Source organism: Fibrobacter sp. (genome assembly GCF_045601785.1).
Taxonomy (GTDB): domain Bacteria; phylum Fibrobacterota; class Fibrobacteria; order Fibrobacterales; family Fibrobacteraceae; genus Fibrobacter.
Map to the genome: position 1 here is coordinate 1 of NZ_JAZSAF010000037.1, position 20,285 is coordinate 20,285.

Below are 20,285 nucleotides of genomic sequence, written 5' to 3' on the forward strand. Positions count from 1 at the left end.
AAAATCCTTTGGTTATTTGTTATGCAGGTGGTCAGACCGCGTGGCAAATTTAATCAAAGGATTTCTGCTTTCCACAAGGATGTAAAGCCGTAGGCTCTTTGGAACCACCCGCCTAGCGGGTGGTTTTCTGTATACAAAAAACCCGCCCTCAAAAGGCGGGTTTTTAAGCAAATTTTCGATGTCTATTCGCGACTACTAGTAAGCCTTCACCGTGAACATTTCGCTCGACCTAGCCGAAACGACTCGAGCGCGGAAGACTCCCCTTCTCTGGAGCTTGAATTCCAGATTCTGGCCTTCACTCTTGACTTCCTGCAGGAGTTTTCCCGTCAGATCGAACACCTGGACCTTGAACGGTACATTCAGGGAGTGAGATACGGTCACCACCGAGCCATAATTGCTAAGCGTAAACTTCTTTGCAGTAAGATTTAGAAGATCAACACTTTGTTTGGAAGAATCCTTCTTGATAGAATCCTGCTTGGTCGAATCCTTCTTGACAATAGACTTGATTCCCAGATCTTCGTCAGTCTTCGGAGCCTTCTTCATCAAGATGTATCCAAGGGCTCCAACCATCGGGGCGTTCATGTCGACACAGACTTCGTTCTCCTGCCAGTTAGACACGGTACCGCTGTGGCTGCCACTATTGAAGTTGCCCGCAATCATGCCCCCCAGAAGCTTGTTTTTTTCAGGCGGCTGAAGTCCGGAATCCACCTCGCGACCCGGATCTTCGTTACCATAGTAGCCGCGGTGATGCGGCGCCTTGGGAGCGTTCGCCCCATTCTTGCTAAAACCTACAACATAAGACTTCTTGCTGCCATTGTCACCAAGCAGATAGGCCACATTCTTTTCGATCATGCTGTCGTAAGAATCATCATCAAAGAGCTTGGAATAAAGGGCATAAAGGAATGCGCCACCCGACGGAGTACGCACATGGAAATGGTCGCCACCGCTCGTTTCCTTTGTGAAAATGCCATCCTTGACATTCTTCACATAAATGGCGTTCAGGAAACTCTGCGCATCCTTGTAGGTTCCCTTGGGATACAATTCAAGCACCGATTCGCCAAGCACCACAGACAGAGGTACCACGTTGCTGTATCCAAAACGAGTTCCGGATCCTGCATAAAAAATAAGATCCTTGTACCAGTTTTCGGCATCCGTCTTGTACGATTCATCTTTGGTAGTTCGGTAAAGTTCAAGAGAGGCAAGGAAAGGACCATCTGCCCAACGCTGATCGTCGCCCGTGCCCCACCAACTTGATTCGTAGAAGCCCGACGAATTCGTGACGCCCTTATGGGATTTAGCATAGCTGTAGGCGGTCTTTGCAGCCGACAGGTACTTTTTCTGGTTCGATTCTTCGGGATCAATACGGGCCATCACAGCAAGCATGGCTGCAGCAAGGCCCGGCGTAAAGGCGTCGTTCGCATTACCCGTAATTGAGCGGGGTTCGCCACCTTCGCCAGAGCCAAGGGTACTCATCATGCCGGCAGTCACCCACTTCTGGTGGTCCGCATTGCCGTCACCCTTCACGGTCACGAAATTGTTGCCATCGATAGCGGCTTTGACCCAAAAATCGGCTTCATAGCGCAACTCTTCGAGCAGGTCACGAACCTTGTTCGCCTTGCCGCCCTTCATCGTATAGTCTTTGCTCGCCTTGTAGTCGGTATAGTCGCCAGTGTAAAGGTCGTAAAAGCCTTCGGTAAATTCCGCATAGGCCAGGGCAAGCACATAGGAGGCATACCCCTGGGACTGACCATACATCACGTGGTCGCCGCAGTCAAACCAGCCTCCGCTTACATTCTTGCCGTTGTAGCTGTCCTTGGTAAAACTTGTCGTGTGGTTCGTGCCATCCAAAATCCAGTTTGGGCCTTCGCCCGAGCGCTGAGCCCCCAAAAAGCGTGTTGTCATCCAGGCCGCTTCTACATAGTCATCGGTACTTAGGGCAGCAGTCGCTGTGGTCGCAGCAAGGCCGAAAACGGCCAAACCCGACATGATATACTTCTTGTAATTCATGACTTCTCCAAATAACCAACACATCCAAACATGACCCAATATAGCTTATTTCTAAGCTTATTCACATAAAAAGATTATTTACACAGGAGCCGACGAGCGGCTCAAACTCATTGAAGAGCAGCAATTAGCGCGTTATGTAAAATTCCGTTACTAAAAATGACTTGTTCTGCATCCACAAACTGCATGGGAGTCCCATCGATATGGGTCGACTTGCCGCCGGCTTCTTCCACAAGCAGGGCTATGGCAGCAATGTCCCAGGGGTAGCTCATGGTCATCACGAAACAATCCAGACGACCGCAGGCGGTAAAGCAGCCTTCGATGACGGCCGAACCAAAGCACTTCACCCGTTCAAAGGTTTCGGCTTCGCGTGCAAAATTCTTGGAATTCTGGGCGTTAATTTTGGACACATCCCCTACATTGAAGTCGCCGTTGCTTACAATCGCATGCACGGGGTCCGATTCATTACTCACATGAATAGGCTTACCGTTCATGAATGCGCCCGCGCCCTTTACCGCGGTATAGAGCTCGCCGAGCTTAGGCAAGTTCACCACAGCCACAAGCGGGTTCCCTTCGAAGTGGAGTGCGATAGAAATGCCCCACAGGGGAATTCCGCGGCTAAAGTTCACCGTTCCATCGACCGGATCGATAATCCAGCGGTAGCGCGGGTCAGCGCCTTCGATAATGCCCGCTTCTTCGGTGCGAATCGAATGTTCGGGAAAAGCCCTCTTGAGACCTTCGACAATTAGCTTTTCGCTAGCGATGTCTGCACGGGTGACAACATCCTTCTTGGACTTGTACCTGACATCACCCAAGTCATGTTGAATTTCAAGGCAAAGAGCCCCCGCCTCTTTTGCTAGAGTTTCTGCAACCTTTAAATAATCTTCAGTATTAGACATGAGAAACAAAAGATTCTTTATAGATGAATAATTTAATCATCAATTATCCATCATCCACTATCAATTACATTATTCCTTGTATGCGCAACATCTAAATCCGATGCTCGGTGACTTGTAGTAGTTGGCAGCCCCACGGAACGCGACACGCTCGCCTGTTAAGAAGACGACTTCGATGTGATCCGGCACGTACTTCATGCCATTAGAAATCGATTCGAGCCATTCTTCGCCACCCTTCTTGTATTCAGCATACGGGGCATAGTCCGTACCCACAGAATTTCCGTTAGAATCCTGCACATCGAAGAACTGCAATGAATCCTTGAAATCCTTTTTCGTCAGGACCTGGAACAACGTTCTCGAAGTATCTGCCTGGAACACCGTATCGACCTTGGTGCCCTCGCGATACAGGTAAACGGAATCGGTCGTGTAGGCCAAGCGAGTAAAGTACGGGAAGCTGCGGTTCGTGCAGCGGGCCTGCGTCTCGCGATCGATGCCGCCCATAATCCTGTAGCTACCGCCCTTGACGACGGCGGCCGTATCCTCTGAGCGACCCTTCACCCATTCCTGGAACTGGCCGGGCAGGTCACGGACACCCATCGGATTGATGCAGCGCAGGTTATGCTTCGTCTCGTCGAAAGCAGAAATAGAATCATTTGTCGCCACATTGCAGTCCGTAAAAAGGAACTCGGATGCTTCAGAGAGATCTTCCTGAACGACACCATAGGTAAGCGTTCCTCCAGACAGGCACACCAGTTCCCAATCACGCTCATTGCAGAGACTCACGGTAAAGCCACTCGCTGACATCGACTCGCAAGCATCGAGCGCTTCGGAATAAAGCACATCCGTCATAAAGGCTCCGGAATCGTTTTGGTGCTCAAGGCGTTCCATACAGAACTTTAGGGTATCGGACGCCTTGACCGCTACAAAACCTTCGGGACATTCGATTTCGCCAGCCAATTCACCCGGAGACACATAAATCGTATCAATCAACGCCACGGAATAGTAGCCGGACTTGTCGATGGAACGGATGCGCAGAATCAGCGTATCGCCAGGAGATACCCAGCGAATCGTATCAGACACAAAGGTACCCTTGGACGAAACCTTCATGGTATCGCCGGACAGCTTATACATCTTGCCATAGCGGTCGGCTCCCCCAGCATAGCTGTAGGCATTCCAAACCCCGCTATAAGGATCAAGACGCTCTATCATGTAGGTCGCCACGGTATCATAACAAATCTTGAAAAGGCATGTATCCGGAATCGTGAGCACCGAATCCACTTCGATTTCATGTTTGACATCGAGCGGATCAACGCTCCTGCTCCAGAAAATGCGTAGGCGGTTATTGCTATCGAGACGGGCCATTTCGGGATACAGCGTGTCCCTGATGGTCCATATTTTTGTCGGCATCAAAGGAGCTATAGAATCGGTCGTGATGAAATCTTTCGTAAACTTGCCCGACTCATTCGACGAAGTGTCCCACGAAGAAATCGTGATGCTATACCTAGATTCGACCTTGAGACCTTCGACAATCAGGCGGAACACATTGGAATCCGCATCGTCGGTGTTGTACCCCTTACCATCCTTGACCATGATTCGCAAGTAATTCTTCACGCGGTCGCCATGCGATACCGTATCGATCCACATGGAATCGTTGTTGGAATAGATGCGTGCATGACGCCTATAAAGAGTCTCCCCCGTTGAATCGATTCCATCAGGTGAAAAAAGTTTCACCTTGAGTTTTCGGATATCTTCATCTTTATCTTCAGTATGCAATTCGATGTTGTAGCCGACAATGGTTCCCGAAAGTTCGTTGGGTGTATAGTAATCCGTCTGGTCCGTCGGCCTGGACCATTCGACAAGGTAGCCCGTCGTCCACATGGAGTCGGTCACGGAGATGAGAGACGGATCAATGTCGTCGCCAAAATGCAAATAGATGCGCTGCACCGTTCCGGGCCTTCCGCTTTCATAGTCGCAGTAGATAGCAACCATCAGACTGTCGCGCTCCTTGACATAGTCCTGGATATAGCCAGTCAGGTCAATGGTATCAAAAAGGTCTTCCGTTCCCGACGGGTACTCGAAGCTATCAGTCGCCTTTTCCAGTTGTTCGTCATCCACGGTTTTTGCGGAATCCCCCACGACGGTCGAATCCACCCACAAATAAATCCTTTCAAGCTTTTCGGTATCAATTGGATAACGGAAGCGCACCATGAAACAATAGGATCCGCTATCGGCATCCTTGGCACACTGGCGCAACACAGAAAAATCCGATATTTCACGGTCAAACAAGAACTCAACCGAACTGTCGTCGTCGGAGCAGCCCATCAAGGTCGCAAATAAAGCAACGACAAGCGCCCAAAGCGACATGCGCAACATATAAAGTCTAGACATCAGCAATAAAATAGCAAAAAAAGTAGTAGGAAGTAGACAGTAGGCAGTAGGAAGTAGGCAGTTGGCAGTTGGCTGTAGCGGGATAAAACAAAAAACCGGCGGTACTTTTGGTACCGTCGGCTCTAAACGATTCAAAACCGATTAGTTTTCTTCCGGGTAGACTGAAACCTTCTGACGCTTTGCATCGAGGCGTTCGAACTTCACCTTGCCATCGACGAGAGAGAACAGAGTGAAATCCCTGCCCATGCCCACGTTGGTGCCCTTGTGGAAGTGAGAACCGCGCTGACGAACGATGATGTTGCCAGCCTTGACGACTTCGCCCGCATACTTCTTAACACCAAGGTACTTGGCGTTACTGTCGCGGCCGTTACGTACTGAACCTTGACCTTTCTTATGAGCCATGGATTATACCTCCTTAGCCTTACGCAGAGAGTTCTTCTTGACCTTGGCGGGCTTCGGGAGACCCTGGGCAATCTTTTCCTTGCGAGTCAGAGGCACATTCTGCACCTTCTGCTTAGCGAGGGCAGCCACGCGAGCGCGGTTGCGATCGATAACCTTGGAGTCGACCTTTGCGGATTCTGCGCCGGAGCGAAGTTCCGTAACCAGCACCTCGGTATAGCCCTGACGATGACCGTTACGACGTTCGTAACGGGTACGGCGCTTCTTCTTGTAAACGATGATGGTGTCATACTTGCCGTGGGCAAGCACTTCAACCTTCACGGAGGCGTCGTTCAGGACAGGGGTGCCGATTTGCACTTCTTTTCCTGCGAAAAGAAGAACGGACTTGAGCTCCAGTTCGGAACCAACAGCGGCATCGAGCGTGGGGACCTTATAAGCCTTGCCCAGCTCAACTTTATACTGGAAACCACCTGTTTCAACAATAGAATACATTTTTGTAATCCTTTTTTGGTTGCTATTGGGACCCCAAATATAGAAATATTTAAGTGTTTGTAAAGGCAAAACGACCAAAAAAGCTCTTTTTTCCACAATTTGGCCCTATTTCCCAGAAACAGAGCGCACCCTTTCCGTCTAAAATTCTATCTTTACTCGCAAAATTTCATAAAGGAAACTCGAATGAGCAAGATTTTGAGCCTTGATGGCGACTGGCAGATGATTTGGGATACCGAAGATGCCGGCATTTCTAATCGTTGGTACGCTACTTACCCCAAAGACACCCAGGATGTGCATGTTCCCCACATTTGGGAAAGGGCTTTCGACAAGCTTTTGATGTCGCAGGATTGCGCCTTCTACTTCAAACGCTTCACCATCGACGAAGAAAAACAAGTCGCAAAGCGCATCTTCTTAAGGTTCGAGCGCATCGCATCGCATGCGACCATCTGGCTCAACGGCAAGTTTTTGGGCACGCACTTCGGTGCATACACCCCATTCATCATAGAACTTCAAAAGGCTCTCAAGATTGGCGAAGAGAACATTCTTTGCGTACGAGTCGCCAATATGGGCGCCACCAATAGCCGTATCGACTTCGGTCGCGAAAGCGCTGATGGCGCCGACGACCGCTACGGCCACCCGGGTGAGCTCCCCGTCGGACTCCCCTGGACGCAGTACCCGTTCGGCGGCATCTTTGGCCATGTCGACCTGATTTTGGGCACCGCAGCCTTCATTTCGGACGTCAAACTTGAACCGGACGCCGATTCCGAAAGAATCGCCTGCGAGCTCACGTTCAACAACCCGCGCGGATTCCAGACCAGGCTCCGCGTGCTCATGAGAAATCCCGACGGCGATGTGTACGAGCAGTTCGTGGACAACCTGAAGCTCGACAAGGAAAACATGACGCAGCGCTTTGTTTTCGAAATAAAGGAACAGCAGCGCCACAAGTTCCAGTGGAGCCTTGAGCATCCGAACGTGTACGCCATTGAATTCCAGATGGAAATCAAGGCCGGCAAAGAAAAGGACGGCAAGGAAATCAAGCGCGCCGAATACGCATTCCCCGTGGTGCGCACCTTCGGTTTCCGCAAGTTCGACTGCCTGAAGGGCGACTACTACCTGAACGACCAGATTTTGAAAATTCAGGGCATCAGCTACAACCAGCAGTGGAGCGAAGGCGGACTTTGGACCAACGACAACCCGAAGCTCGAAAAGGACCTCCAGGCCGTCAAGAACGCCGGTTACAACGCCATCCGTAGTTGCGGCGCCCCCTTGAGCGAAGCGGCTCTCGATATTTGCGACAAGCTTGGCATCATCGTGTTCCAGGAATTCCCGATCCACACCATGAAGTCCACCCCACAAGGACTTGAAATCGTAAAGAGCCTGATCAACGACATCGTTGCCGAACAGCACCATCACCCCTGCATCGGTGCATGGGTCATGGGAGCCGAAAACGGAACGCTTCTGCTACAGAACGGCAACAAGCTCTTAAACGCCATTAGCCCCGTCGACATGACGCGTCCAGTCATCAGCAACCTGAACAGCATCTACCTTGACAACGAGGGCAACTTCCACAAGGATACCGGCAAGCTCCTGCCCGTGACTGTCGACAAGATTTCGACCTACGCCACACTCCGCATGAATCCGCGCATGACACCGAATGCGGCATACAGCCATTTCCTGGCACATAGTTTCGACCGCGATGCCGAGGAGCTATCCGTTCCCGACACCGGACTTGGCGACAGTCATTTCCAGGACGAAGAAGAAAATGTGGCAAACGACATCAACAACAAGATGCTCGTCACCCTAAAGAACCACACGCTCCTCCCTGCAAGTGCTACAAACATTAGCGGTCCGCGCAGCGTCAAGAACCAGAAGAACATCAAGAACTTCATCAAGACCATCGAGAACTTTGTTGAAAGCGACCTTTCCATTTGGAAATCCTACAAGAGCTTTGTCGATGATGCGAACCGTATCGCCTTGAAGAGCAAACTTGACCAAATCACGGCACTCCAGAGCAACCCGCAGATTGCAGGCTTCTTCCTGGACCAGTGGGCCGACTGCGGAACTGATTTCAGCGGTCTTTGCGATGAAAACCGCATAAGCAAGGGATTCGAAGACTTCTCCAAGGAAATCACGACCCCAAGCCGCGTCCTGATTAGCGAATTGGAACATGTCGTCGCCCCGCAGACAGAAATCAGCTTCCAGGTGACACTCCTGAACAACAGCCGCTACGAAGACGTGGCTGTCGAAATCAGCCTCCTCGACGAAAAAGGCAAGGAGATGGCCTCCAGCAAGATTACCCCGGAAGAACACACCGGAAAGACCAGTCTGACGCAACTTGGCAACTGCACAATGATTGCCCCCAGAAATGAAGGGAACTTCATTCTCAAGGTTACACTGGTCAACGACGGCAAGGTCATCCACACCTCCACCGAAGACATCATTGTCATTGCCGAAGCCGATGTGAAGAATGCCATGAAGAAGGTCTGCTTCTTGGACAACAGCGAAGAATCCAGCGATGCCCTCGCAGCTCTTACGGGTCCAGAACAGATCATCTTTACCGCAAACCTGAGTTCCTGGCCGGACGAAATCCTGGACAAGCTCGTGGATGTCGTGAAGAACGGAGGCAAGACGCTGCTGCTTTCGGACATGACGCAGGAAGATATTGACTATCTGAACCAGAGCCATCAGTTCGACTGCAACATTGAATCACACTGGAGCACCGGCGCGAACGAACTCAGTCTGCACTACCTGCCCAAGGGTTCAAAACTCGCACCGGTATTCGGTGAGGCATCTGTACTCGACAGCAATGCCGCTGCAGTGATGCCGAGCATCTCGCTGAACGAACTTCCGGGCGCAACCGTATTCGCCCGCTCCGTCAGCTTGAAGAACGGCGAAGTCAAGACGGGCTCCGACCTTCAGCTCTATCCGTTCGGCAACGGCAAGATTATGTTCAACCAGTTCAACGTGATTGAAGGGCTTGAAACCAACCCGCTCGCAGACAAGCTGTTTACGACAATCGTTGATCTGCTGTAAGATTACACCAAAGAACATCAAAGAAGGGCGCAGGTTCACCTGCGTCTTTTTTTGACAAACTAAAAAAAAGACTCGGTGCTTCCCCGAGAGAGAAGGATTGCACCGAGTCTAAACACCCAAGTCCGATACCTTGCGACAATAAACCCACGTCGCGGGTAAAAACAAACCTGTATTTTTAAATTATAATTCAATGTGACAAAAAACAAGTTTCTATATTGTAAAATAAGACAAACAGTAAAAAAATTGCTCAAAAAAGGATAAAAACGGCTTATGACTTGCTCCAACTTGAAATATTCCAACTTGGAAGAATACTCCGACCTTCTGGCCAAAAACGCCCAGAAGGCAAGCAAGGCGCTCCGTACCCTCCCGGGCGAAAAGCGTAGCGCCGTGCTGATCCGTGTCGCCCAGATTCTGCGCGACCGTAAGCCGGAAATCCTTGCAGCAAACAAGCTAGACCTGGAAGCCGCCGCCGGAAAGCTCGACGACTCGAAGATGGACCGCTTGACCTTGAACGACGCCCGCATCGAAGCCATGGCCAAGGGGGCCGAAGAAATCGCCGCCTTTACCGATCCGCTGAACCGGGTGCTGGAAAGCCGCGAACTGAAGAACGGTATCAAGATTAGCCGTATCGCCGTACCTATCGGCTCCGTGTTCTTTATTTTTGAAAGCCGCCCCAACGTGACCATCGACGGAGCCTGCCTCTGCTTTAAGGCGGGAAACGCCGTGATTTTGCGCGGCGGCAAAGAATCGCTGAATTCCGCCAAATGCCTCGCGGGCATTTTCCACGAAGCTCTCGCCGAAGAAGGCATCGACCAAGACGCCGTGCAGCTGGTGACCGAAACGAGCCACGATTTGGTGGGCATGCTGTTGCAGCGTAGCGACTGTATTGACCTCGTGATTCCCCGCGGTGGCGAACGCCTGATTCGCGCGGTGGTGGAACAGAGCAAGATTCCCGTGATCAAGCACTTCAACGGCATTTGCCACGTGTATGTCGATAAGTCCGCCGATATGGACAAGGCCGTAAACATTTTGATTAACGCCAAGACGCAGCGTACGGGCGTGTGCAACGCCATGGAATGCGTGATTATCGACCGCCACATTGACGCAGCAACCGTCAAAAAACTCATTGATTGCCTCGCCGACCGTGGCGTAGAACTCTTTGGCGATCACGACGCCCAGAGCCACGACAGCCGAATCAAGGACATCGGTGATGACAGCAATTACCACCACGAATATTTGGCCCTGAAGGCAAGCGTGAAGTTCGTGGATAACGTGGCCGAAGCCTGCGACCACATCGAAAAGAACAGCAGCCGCCACACCGAAGCCGTGGTTGCCGAAGACGCAAGCGTGCAGGATTACTTTGTCGCGAACGTGGACAGCAGCAGCGTCATGGTAAACGCAAGCACCCGCTTTGCCGACGGCGGCGAATACGGTCTCGGCGCCGAAGTGGGTATTTCTACCGACAAGTTGCATGCTCGCGGCCCCATGGGCGTGGAAAGCCTCTGCACCTACAAGTGGGTGCTCCGCGGCAACGGCCAGGTGCGTGGCTAGTAATAAAACAAATAACAAGATGATTATATACAATGAACAATAAATGGTCATTTGTTTTCTGTATACTGATTGCGCTTCTTTTTAATGCCTGTGGTGGGGACTCCGGTTCTTCAGCAGAGGATTCATCCAACATTTCTAGTTCCTCCGAAATGGGATTCGATTCATGGTGTAACGAAAGATTCGGAATTTCTGAAACCGATCCATGGACAGATTCACTACCTGGCAATGATTTCATCGCCAATCATATATGTGATGAACTTAACGAGTATATGAGTCTCATGCTGGCATTCTATGCGCGATGCACTTCTGCTGAGTACTACCAGGGGCATTACAGCATAGAAATCGTCACAGAACAGCGCTATATGCATATTCGTGCCAAAGTTTCGAATTGTTCTTACGTGCTAGAAAGCGATGGAGATCTTTCTCCCATGATAACAAACTATGGAGAGAAGTCCCTCGAATCATGTATCTGCAAGGTTGAAAACGATAAAGCATATTACCGTAACGTCATCCCGAAAATTTCCGAAGAAGAATCATCGAGTTCCGTTCCTGAATCGTCTAGCAGTTCCTCTTTAAAAGAATCATCCTCGTCCGTTTATTCGTCGTCTGTACAAGAATCTAGTTCCTCCGAAGAATCTAGTTCAAGCGTCTGGATTCCGACTGTATTACCCGAAGGAAAATACAGTTGCAAGGAGTACAATTGCGTTGCAACCGACTACCTAAATCCAGACATCGAGTATGGAGAATTATTGGACTCCCGTGAAAATAAAGTCTATAGAACCGTAAAAATCTTTGACCAGGAATGGATGGCTCAAAACCTGGATTATCGATACGTTTTGAGTGAAACAGATTCCAACAGCTTTTGCTATAACGACAGCCTCGAATATTGTAAAAAATACGGAAGGCTTTATACATGGGCCGCCGCAATCGACAGCGTTTCCATAGAAAAAAACGGATATGGAACCTGTGGATTTCAGGCTCTCTGTAATTTTTCGGAAGACGAAAAGTTAAGAGGTATCTGCCCAGAAGGATATAGAATTCCCAACAAAACGGATTGGACTACTTTATTAGAATCTATTATGACCGGCATTGAAGATAAAGGTTCATACGCTTACTATCATGGGGCGGCAACAAAATTAAGAGACATGAAAACATGGGAAGAAAAGGATTTAGATGCAACCGATGAATTTGGTTTTTCAATGCTTTCCTCAGGTCTTATATACCAAGGCAATTATCAAGGACTCGATGGATATACCGCCTTTTGGAGCTTAGAAGAATCCCCTAAAAACGGAACATTCGCTGGTTATTATGCGTACACCGCTATGAACGAAGAGCTTATCTGGTCAAATATTCTTTGGCATACATCAGATAAAAATTCAGCACATCCCATTCGTTGCATAAAGGAATAAACATGAAATTCGAAGACCTAATTAAAGAGATTAAATTCGAAGTTGAAGTGGACGGCGTTGCACTTGCGCCGGCAATTGTGCAGGACGCAGACAAGGGCGACGTACTGATGATGGCCTGGATGAACGAGGAAGCCCTCCGCCGCACACACGAATGCGGCGAGATGGTGTTCTGGAGCCGTAGCCGCAAGGAATACTGGCACAAGGGCGACACCAGCGGAAACGTGATGACGGTCGTTGAATGGGCCGCCGACTGCGACTCTGACGCATTGCTCTTTAAGGTCCGCATGCAGGGGCCGCAGGTCGCTTGCCACACCGGAGCCCGCAGCTGCTTCTTTAAAGTCTGCGAGTAAGTCTCACGCCATCAAAAAGCTCTTCAAGGCTTTTTTAAGGCCATTTTAGGGTCCATAGGCATATAAATCAGGTCTACGAGTTGATTTATATGCCTGTAATCAGAACCGCAGCCCCATTTTTAATCAAACAAAACAGTACGAAGCATATAAAAAAAGAGTTTCCAAAGATTTATATGCTTTTTTATTTTTTAGAAAACGTTTTTATCACAAACAAATTAACAACAAGCATATGAAAACCACTTTTCGCTCAATTTATATGTCCAAGTCAAGAAAATCTTCCTTTTTTAAAGCCATTCAGGCAAGCTTCATTGTTTTTGCCAGCCTTTCTTTTGCAGAAACTCAAACAAACCCCGTTTACGCAACCGATAGCGTCAAAAATTTCCGTCAGATGGGCAGCAACTACTACGCCTACCCTACTCCGACAGCCAAGTACACCAAGGCTCCCACAGGCTACAAACCGTTTTACTTGAGCCACTACGGCAGGCACGGCAGCCGATTCCACCAGCCGGCCGACCACTATCACGCGCTGTACAATACGCTCGTAAAAGCCGATTCCGCAGGCAAGCTCACCGACCTCGGCAAGAGTCTGCTTAAACGAGCAAAGCACCTGGACGAATACGCCGCCCCGCGCGCAGGCGATTTGACCCAGCTCGGCGTGGCACAGCACCAGGGAATCGCGAAGCGCATGGTGAAGAACTTCCCCGAACTGTTCAAGAACAACGCCTACATCGAAGCCTATGCCAGCACCTCGACCCGCTGCGTCGTGAGCATGGCCGCGTTTCTCGAGGAACTGCGCGACCAGAAGCCGAAGCTAAACATCCACCAGGAATCGGGCAAGTACCTGATGAGCTTCATCAGCCCGCTCGACTTCGGCAAGATTATCGGCGAATCCAACACGCCCGCATGGCAAAAAGAAAACGAAAAACTCTACAGCCACGTGAACCCGGCCCGCATGATGAATGCGATTTTCAACGATTCGACATACGTGCAGAAGAACATTGACGCGGGCGACCTACTCAGCAAGATTTATGAAATCGGAAACAGCCTGCAAGGCAGTCCCGAAATCGAATTCAGCTTCGATGACCTTTGGACCGAAGAAGACCTTGCCGCCCGCTGGCATGCGCAGAACGCCTGGTGGTACAGCGTTCTCGGCAACAATCCTTTCGCCAAGAAACAGGGGCTCGACAACGCTCGCCCGCTCTTGAAAAACGTTCTGGACGAAGCCGACAAGGTAATTGCCGCCGACACGGCCAAAGCAGACAAAACTTCAATGGCCGCAAAAAAGACCACGGCCACACTTCGCTTCGGGCACGATACCGTTATCTTTCCGTTTGTAGTTCTACTGCAATTAGAGAACGGCACGCAGAACACCGGTATTGAAACCAACGACATGGAGAACCTGCACAAGGTCTGGCGCGACTATGAAATCAGCCCGATGGCCGCTAACGTGCAGTTCATCTTCTACAAGTCAAGCAAGAAAGAGTACCCTATTTTAGTGAAGGTGATGCTCAACGAAATCGAGCAGAAGCTGCCCGTCACCTGCGGTGAAGCTTCAGCAAAGAAATGCCCAGCGGCGCCTTATTACCGCTGGGAAGATGTCCGCGAATTCTACAAAAAAACTCTACCCTAAGCAGAACGGCTTTATTTGCCTTCCACATAGAGTTTCTTCATTTCATCAGGGATCGCCATCGGTCGTCCGCGGCGCATGTCGACAAGCACCCACTGCGTCTCCGACTCAAAGATGACCTTGCCGTCGGAGACCCGTTCAAAGCAGCTTCTACGGGAAGACGCAACTTTGCCATAGGCGGCCACCCAGGTCGTTCCACGAATTTCTTCGCCCAAGAAAGCCTGATTCCTATATTCGACATGCTGCACATGGATCATCCATGCAGCACCAAGCTCGTGCATCATGGCAGTTCCTCCGACTGAATCGGAATGAGCAATCGCAATGTCCTGAATCCACTGAACAGACCAGACATTGTTAAAATGGTGGTTGTCATCTATCATTTCTGGTGTCACCTTGAACACCTGCGTAAATTTCATCGGATCAACAGTTTCTTCCATTCCAATAGCCATATCATCTCCTACAGACTTCGAATGAACTGGTAAAATTTAGTAAATACACTCAAATTTTTTATATTTGAGCCCGTATGGAAATTGTTCAAGACAAGCTGAAAATCAGCATTGCCTATACGCTAAAAGAGCGGACTGGGAAAATTCTCGAAGAGGTTCCCGCAAACGTCCCGTTCGTATACATCCACGGGTACAACAACATTATCCCAGGACTAGAAGATGCCCTGAACGGACGCCACCTAAATGAAAGTTTTTCTGTCGACATTCCCTTTGAACAGGGTTACGGTCCCTACCGACCTGATTTGGTGATGGAAGTGCCCAAGGAAGAACTCCGTGAAGTGGGTGAAATCTGGCTCGGCATGGAACTTGAAATGTTCATGGACGACGATGTGCGTGAATTTCAACTGCCCGAGACGCCAGACGAATTTGTTGACGGGCTGAACCTTGACGATGACGGCGAATCCGATGGAATCTACACCATCAAGGAAATCAAAAAAGAGACCGTGATTGTTGACGGGAACCACCCCTTCGCGGGTAAAGACCTGATTTTTGACGTGACTGTCGTCGCCATTGAACAGCCCAGTTTTACAGAACTGGAAAGCGGCTTCCCAGAAGGCGAAGAAAATTTTGACAATGGTTTTGACGATTTTGATGAAGACGATTTCGATTCAAACAATCCCAACAGGAGATGGCGCTAATGGCATCGATGGATGAACTCAAGAAAGCTGCAGGCATTCGTGCTGCAGACATGATCAAAGATGGTATGACCGTGGGGCTCGGTACGGGTAGCACGGCCGCACACATGGTGAATCGACTTGCCGAACGCATCAAGACGGAAGGCCTGCACGTGACAGGCGTAAGCACCAGTTGGAGCACAACACTCCAATGTCGCAGTCTGGGCATTCCACTCAAGGAAATGGGCGAAGTGGCCCACTTGGACATGGTAATAGACGGTGCTGATGAAATCGACGACCAGCGCAACCTGATCAAGGGACGCGGTGCGGCACACCTGCTCGAAAAGATTGTCGCATCCATGACCGACAACTATGTGATCATCGCCGATTCCGGCAAAAAGGTAAACAAGCTTGGTGAAAAGTTTGCCGTGCCACTGGAAATTATTCCAGGTGCCATTGCCGTAGTGACCGAACGGGTGAAGAAACTCGGCGGAGAGTTGAAGGTGCGCATGGGAGCTCCCGGTAAGGACGGCCCGGTGATTAGCGACTCGGGCAACCTGATTGCAGACGCCAAGTTCGGCATTATCGAAGACGCCGGCAAGCTCGCCCGCGACCTGGAACACATCGTGGGAATCGTGGGTCACGGGCTGTTCGTGGGCATGGCGACCAAGGTGATTCTCGCCGACGCCGAGAAAGGCTTAATCGAATTCTAGGCGTTGCTGTAGACCGTAGAAAGTTGACTGTTAGAAGTATCGTCCCCGCCCCAGGCGGGGCCTTTTTATACAAATTAAAAATCCCTCGGTAAGAACCGAGGGATTTTTTAGCGTTATAAACGCGAACTCAATTAGTCTTCGTCAGCGAGTTCCGGAGCCTTCTTGATCACGTTGCGGCGGCCATAGCGGACCTTGGACGGATCGAAGGTGGTTTCGACGGCTTCAACAGGAGCTTCGGCAACGGGAGCAACAGGTGCTGCGACCGGAGCGGCGGCAGGAGCGGCCGGAGTTTCAACCGGAATGCGCGGAGCCAGCGGACGGCGGGCTTCAGCGGCCGGAGCTTCAGCAACCGGTGCTGCTGCAGGAGCCTGAGCTTCAACTGCGGCGGGAGCGGCCTGGGCTTCGACGTTCATTTCGCGACGCGGACGTTCAGGACGGCCTTCGCGACGATCGCGGCGGTTGCCGCGATTTTCACGCTGTTCATTGCGAGAAGGGTTCTGCTGGGAAGCGCGGTTGTCACGGTTTTCCTTGGCAGGACGGTCCTTACCGTTGTTCTGACGATTTTCCTTATTGCCCTTTTCGCCGCGCTGAGCCATTTCCTGTGCGCTGATCGGGCGACGGGAACCGGGCTTCAAATTCATATCGGGCGTGAGCTTCTTGAAAATCGGGGTGCGAAGCATAGTAAGGAGTTTGTTAACCTTAGTCAGGATAACGATGCACAGAATCACTGCAATGAGTGAGAGTGCGAGTGCGATGTATTCCATTCGGGGCACCTCATAAGTAAGGGTTGACCGCAGGTGCAGGCTGGAAATAAACCCGCATGCGGTGTGGCTGGTTATTGTTTGTGTGTGCTTAAAGCCATCTTACTAGCGCCTCCTTAAAGGCTTGACGGCGATAAGGTTTCGGGCAAATTGGGCCAGCGAAACTATAAGGGGCTACCGCTAGGCGGTAGGCCATTGTTAGCCACGGCGGCAAATATAAAAAAAAGCCGCTCTACCGGTGGCAGTTAAGGATGCATATCGAGCTTTTCGAGTGACTTTTTGACAGAATCCCCGTAGGCCGTCAGGGAGTCCAGGTTCTTCTGCAAGGAATCGACCGTCTTCGAAAGTTCTGCGTTTTCCTTTGCCAATCGGCTGATTTCGGCTTCGGCCTCTTTATCGGCGCAAGAGGACAGCGCAAAAACAGCAAACACGGCAAAGGTTATTACAGACAAAGTAAATCTAGAGTTCATGCTCAGAATATAGCAAATAATTAATCAAAGCAAGAACCATTCCAACTCACCGTAGCAGGCACTATTCTAGTTTTCTATCTTTTTTCCTATGAAAACGAGTGCAACGACATCGTCGGAACTGCTTTTGCCGGTAGGAACCCGCGAAATGCTCGAAGCCGCCGTTAAAAACGGCGCCGATGCAGTGTATTTCGGTGTTCCGCACTGGAATGCCCGCGGCCGCACCGAAGACTTCACTTTTGACGATGTCCGTGACATGATTCGCTACGCCCGCATCCGCGGAGTGCGAACCTTCCTCGCAATGAATGTGCTCGTGTTTGAGCGAGAACTCTGGGCACTACCTGAATTCCTTGAAAAAATTATTTCGCTTGAACCGGACGCTTTTATTATCCAGGATATCGGACTTGCCCGCCTGATTCGCGCCATTTGTCCGAACCAGGAAATCCACGCCAGCACGCAGATGACTCTTGCCAGTGCAGAAAGCGTGAACTTTGTGAAAAGCATCGGCTTCAACCGTGCCGTACTCGCCCGCGAGCTATCTGTAAAAGAAATTGCCGCCATCAAGGCCGCCACCGATCTTGAACTCGAAGTATTTATTCATGGAGCGCTTTGCGTCAGCTACTCGGGCCAGTGCCTGACCAGCGAAAACTTTGGCGGACGTAGCGCTAACCGCGGCCAGTGCGCCCAAAGCTGCAGGCTACCCTACCGCATTTTTGTTGACGGCAAGGAATACCGCGACACCGACGCCCAGTACCTTTTCAGCACACGCGACCTTTGTGCGCTCCCCAAGCTAGATGAACTGGAGGAAATCGGAGTCAACTCGCTCAAAGTCGAAGGCAGACTCAAGAGCCCCGAATATGTGGCAGCCGTCGCCAAAGCCTACCGCAAGGCACTGAACCGGATTCCACTTGATACCAAGGACATGGAACCCTTGGAAGTGCTATTCAGCCGCGGACTTACCACCGGATGGCTCGACGGGGACAACCACCAGGAACTGGTGAACGGCACCTTCAGCAACCACCACGGACTTTATCTTGGCACCGTCTATAAGATGGACCGCGGACAAGTCATCGTCGGTCTCGATAGTACAATCTCCGACGCAGGAGAAAATGCCGCATACCCGCAGCCAGGCGACGGAATTCTCTTTGAAAATGCTACACTCGGTGTAAGTATCGGCAGCCGACTCTACTCAGCGCAAATCACTCATTTACCGCATACCAAACGCGGCGACCCAAAATTCTTGAAACTAGAATTCGGACGCGACTTTGACATTCGGCAAATTTCCACAGGCATGCAGGTTTACCGCAACGACTCCCCCGCCTTGGAACGCGAGCTGCGCAAGACATTTACCGACAGGAACCTTGAAGAACGAATCCCCGTGAACATGGTCCTTTCCGGAAAAATCGGCGAACCGCTAAAGCTTACAATAAGCGACAGCCCGAAACATTTCGTTGAAGTCGAAACGGAAGCTCCGCTTGAAGCTTCTCGCAGCACTGAAAGCCGCAGCAAGAGCGAAACCGAGAAGGCGCTCTGCGACTTGGTACAAAAGGAACTTTCTGCCTTAAGTTCGACCGCCTACCAGCTAAAGCACCTAGACATTCAAGTGGAACGCGGAGCATTCATCCCAGGAAAAGTCCTAAGGACGCTCCGGCAAAACGCTGCCGAAAAACTCGACGAAATCCGTACCAAATGGAAACCACTGAACCCAAGTGCAAGTTTAGGCATGTCTTTCCTGAACGGAACGCGCGTCAAATTCAAGTCCACAACGCCTGTCACCGCCCCAAAGCAGCCGATCATCTCGGTACTTGTCCGCAATCCCGACCAAATTGCCGCTCTCGCAGGGCTCGCCATCGACTGCGTCATCATGGATTTTGACTGGGGCGTCAAATACGACGACTCCCTGCAGCAAATCCACGACCTCGGCTTTGCGGCGGGCATGGCGACGCTTCGCATCCACAAGCCGGGCGAAAGCCATTACATCAAGAACATCCTGCGACTTTGCCCGGACTTTGCCCTGGTGCGAAACCTGGGGGCACTCTCTATCCTTAAAGAAAACGGGATCCCGCTCACGGGCGACTACAGCTTGAACGCAGCAAACAGCGCAAGCTACGACTGGCTCCTCTCGCAGGGACTTTCGACACTCCACCCTTCGTGGGACCTCAACAGCACACAGCTATTCGATTTGCTTGAGAACATCGACGGCAGTCGCCTAGAACTCACGCTGCACCAGTACATGCCCGCATTTCATTCGGAATACTGCGCCTTTGCGCGCGCTCTCACCACGGGACGCCGCTTCCCCGAATGCGGAAAAATTTGCACCATGCACAAGGTGGAAATTCTGGATCACAAGGGCGAACGCCACTTTTTGCAGAGCGATGCAGAATGCCGCAACACTTTGTTCGTAGGCAAGCCGCAATCAGCACTCAAGCTGTTACCCCAACTTCGCCGTGCGGGAGTGTTCCACTTCCGACTCGAAATGCTCACCGAAGATGCCGAAACGGTTCGGCGCAAGGTACTGATTTACACGCAGGCCATCCAAGGTAAGATTTCGGTCGAAGAAGCCATCCGCGAAGCGGGCATTCAAGAAAAATACGGTCTTTCCGATGGCCAGCTCTTTAACGAAAGCACCTGGCAAGACCGCAAGAAATAACGCATACTACCATTTGAAAGAAGCCCCGCCGCATCTAGAATTGGCGGGACTCCCTAACTGAAAGTTGCTATCAGGTTAATGATGCAATTTACCGGCATTCACCGGCACAGATAAATGTAGGCAAACGCAAAGACAATCTTGCAAACAAGTGTTTGCAAAATTTGTAAACTTTTGAAAAAATCACGGACATTTCCATAAAAGGAAAATCCCCCGCATCGGCGAGGGACTTCTTGTGTTTCAAGTTCCGGTTGTACTTTGTCTTGTCGCGGACAACCCTTGTTCGCAACGTGGCTCCGTTCTGGGAGCCGTCTATGCGGAGCATGCGCATCCTTGCGCTTTCTGTTGCGGCATCGGCAACCTTGCCCGCCGCATTCGCTCTGTTTTTAGCCATAGAAGCCTCCTTGAGGGGTAAATATAAATTATTT

17 protein-coding genes are annotated in these 20,285 nt (G+C 50.8%); 8 read left to right on the plus strand and 9 right to left on the minus strand.

Features of this window, described 5'->3' with window-relative positions:
• Window positions 1-195: 195 nt before the first annotated feature.
• The 5 genes from ACKI61_RS05355 to rplU form a co-directional block, all read right to left on the minus strand.
• On the minus strand, window positions 196-2,007 hold the full coding sequence (locus tag ACKI61_RS05355; RefSeq protein ID WP_407456741.1) for a glycoside hydrolase family 9 protein: 1,812 nt from the start codon (window positions 2,005-2,007) through the stop codon (window positions 196-198).
• A 107-nt stretch (window positions 2,008-2,114) separates the two neighbouring features.
• A complete protein-coding gene (locus ACKI61_RS05360; RefSeq protein WP_407456742.1) occupies window positions 2,115-2,903 on the minus strand; it encodes an inositol monophosphatase family protein in 789 nt (262 codons plus the stop codon).
• 69 nt (window positions 2,904-2,972) lie between these two features.
• Complete coding sequence (locus ACKI61_RS05365; RefSeq protein WP_407456743.1) at window positions 2,973-5,288, minus strand: hypothetical protein; 2,316 nt, start codon at window positions 5,286-5,288, stop codon at window positions 2,973-2,975.
• Window positions 5,289-5,429: 141 nt separating this feature from the next.
• The gene (gene rpmA, locus ACKI61_RS05370) at window positions 5,430-5,690 is read right to left on the minus strand and encodes a 50S ribosomal protein L27 (RefSeq protein WP_072801233.1); all 261 of its coding nucleotides are present in this window, start codon (window positions 5,688-5,690) and stop codon (window positions 5,430-5,432) included.
• A 3-nt stretch (window positions 5,691-5,693) separates the two neighbouring features.
• On the minus strand, window positions 5,694-6,179 hold the full coding sequence (rplU, locus tag ACKI61_RS05375; RefSeq protein WP_407456744.1) for a 50S ribosomal protein L21: 486 nt from the start codon (window positions 6,177-6,179) through the stop codon (window positions 5,694-5,696).
• 183 nt (window positions 6,180-6,362) lie between these two features.
• Between rplU and ACKI61_RS05380 the strand changes: the two genes are divergently transcribed.
• From ACKI61_RS05380 to ACKI61_RS05400, 5 genes are all read left to right on the plus strand, one after another.
• Window positions 6,363-9,212, plus strand: coding sequence for a glycoside hydrolase family 2 protein (locus tag ACKI61_RS05380; protein WP_407456745.1), 2,850 nt, complete (start codon window positions 6,363-6,365; stop codon window positions 9,210-9,212).
• Window positions 9,213-9,482: 270 nt separating this feature from the next.
• Window positions 9,483-10,763: a glutamate-5-semialdehyde dehydrogenase gene (locus ACKI61_RS05385; protein WP_407456746.1), complete on the plus strand. Its 1,281-nt coding sequence runs from the start codon at window positions 9,483-9,485 to the stop codon at window positions 10,761-10,763.
• A gap of 149 nt (window positions 10,764-10,912) precedes the next feature.
• The gene (locus tag ACKI61_RS05390; RefSeq protein WP_407456747.1) at window positions 10,913-12,172 is read left to right on the plus strand and encodes an FISUMP domain-containing protein; all 1,260 of its coding nucleotides are present in this window, start codon (window positions 10,913-10,915) and stop codon (window positions 12,170-12,172) included.
• A 2-nt stretch (window positions 12,173-12,174) separates the two neighbouring features.
• On the plus strand, window positions 12,175-12,522 hold the full coding sequence (hisI, locus tag ACKI61_RS05395; protein WP_407456748.1) for a phosphoribosyl-AMP cyclohydrolase: 348 nt from the start codon (window positions 12,175-12,177) through the stop codon (window positions 12,520-12,522).
• A gap of 388 nt (window positions 12,523-12,910) precedes the next feature.
• Window positions 12,911-14,152: a histidine-type phosphatase gene (locus tag ACKI61_RS05400; RefSeq protein WP_407456749.1), complete on the plus strand. Its 1,242-nt coding sequence runs from the start codon at window positions 12,911-12,913 to the stop codon at window positions 14,150-14,152.
• Between the two features lie 11 nt (window positions 14,153-14,163).
• Here ACKI61_RS05400 and ACKI61_RS05405 read toward each other — a convergent pair whose 3' ends face one another.
• Window positions 14,164-14,598, minus strand: a complete 435-nt coding sequence (locus tag ACKI61_RS05405) for an acyl-CoA thioesterase (RefSeq protein WP_407456750.1) — start codon at window positions 14,596-14,598, stop codon at window positions 14,164-14,166.
• Window positions 14,599-14,672: 74 nt separating this feature from the next.
• Here ACKI61_RS05405 and ACKI61_RS05410 point away from each other — a divergent pair, with 74 nt between their 5' ends.
• Window positions 14,673-15,293, plus strand: coding sequence for a peptidylprolyl isomerase (locus ACKI61_RS05410; protein ID WP_407456751.1), 621 nt, complete (start codon window positions 14,673-14,675; stop codon window positions 15,291-15,293).
• Window positions 15,293-15,982, plus strand: coding sequence for a ribose-5-phosphate isomerase RpiA (gene rpiA / locus ACKI61_RS05415; protein ID WP_407456752.1), 690 nt, complete (start codon window positions 15,293-15,295; stop codon window positions 15,980-15,982). The genes ACKI61_RS05410 and rpiA overlap by 1 nt, the downstream gene beginning before the upstream one ends.
• A 131-nt stretch (window positions 15,983-16,113) precedes the next feature.
• Here the strand turns inward: rpiA and ACKI61_RS05420 are convergent, their stop codons facing one another.
• Window positions 16,114-16,746 carry a hypothetical protein gene (locus ACKI61_RS05420; protein WP_407456753.1) on the minus strand — a complete coding sequence of 211 codons (633 nt, stop codon included), beginning with the start codon at window positions 16,744-16,746 and terminating at the stop codon, window positions 16,114-16,116.
• A gap of 242 nt (window positions 16,747-16,988) precedes the next feature.
• Window positions 16,989-17,213, minus strand: a complete 225-nt coding sequence (locus ACKI61_RS05425) for a hypothetical protein (protein WP_407456754.1) — start codon at window positions 17,211-17,213, stop codon at window positions 16,989-16,991.
• 88 nt (window positions 17,214-17,301) lie between these two features.
• Between ACKI61_RS05425 and ACKI61_RS05430 the strand changes: the two genes are divergently transcribed.
• Entirely contained in the window at window positions 17,302-19,860 is a 2,559-nt protein-coding gene (locus ACKI61_RS05430; protein WP_407456755.1) for a DUF3656 domain-containing protein, read from the plus strand.
• A gap of 88 nt (window positions 19,861-19,948) precedes the next feature.
• Here the strand turns inward: ACKI61_RS05430 and ACKI61_RS05435 are convergent, their stop codons facing one another.
• Entirely contained in the window at window positions 19,949-20,251 is a 303-nt protein-coding gene (locus ACKI61_RS05435) for a hypothetical protein (protein WP_407456756.1), read from the minus strand.
• Between the last annotated feature and the right edge of the window lie 34 nt (window positions 20,252-20,285).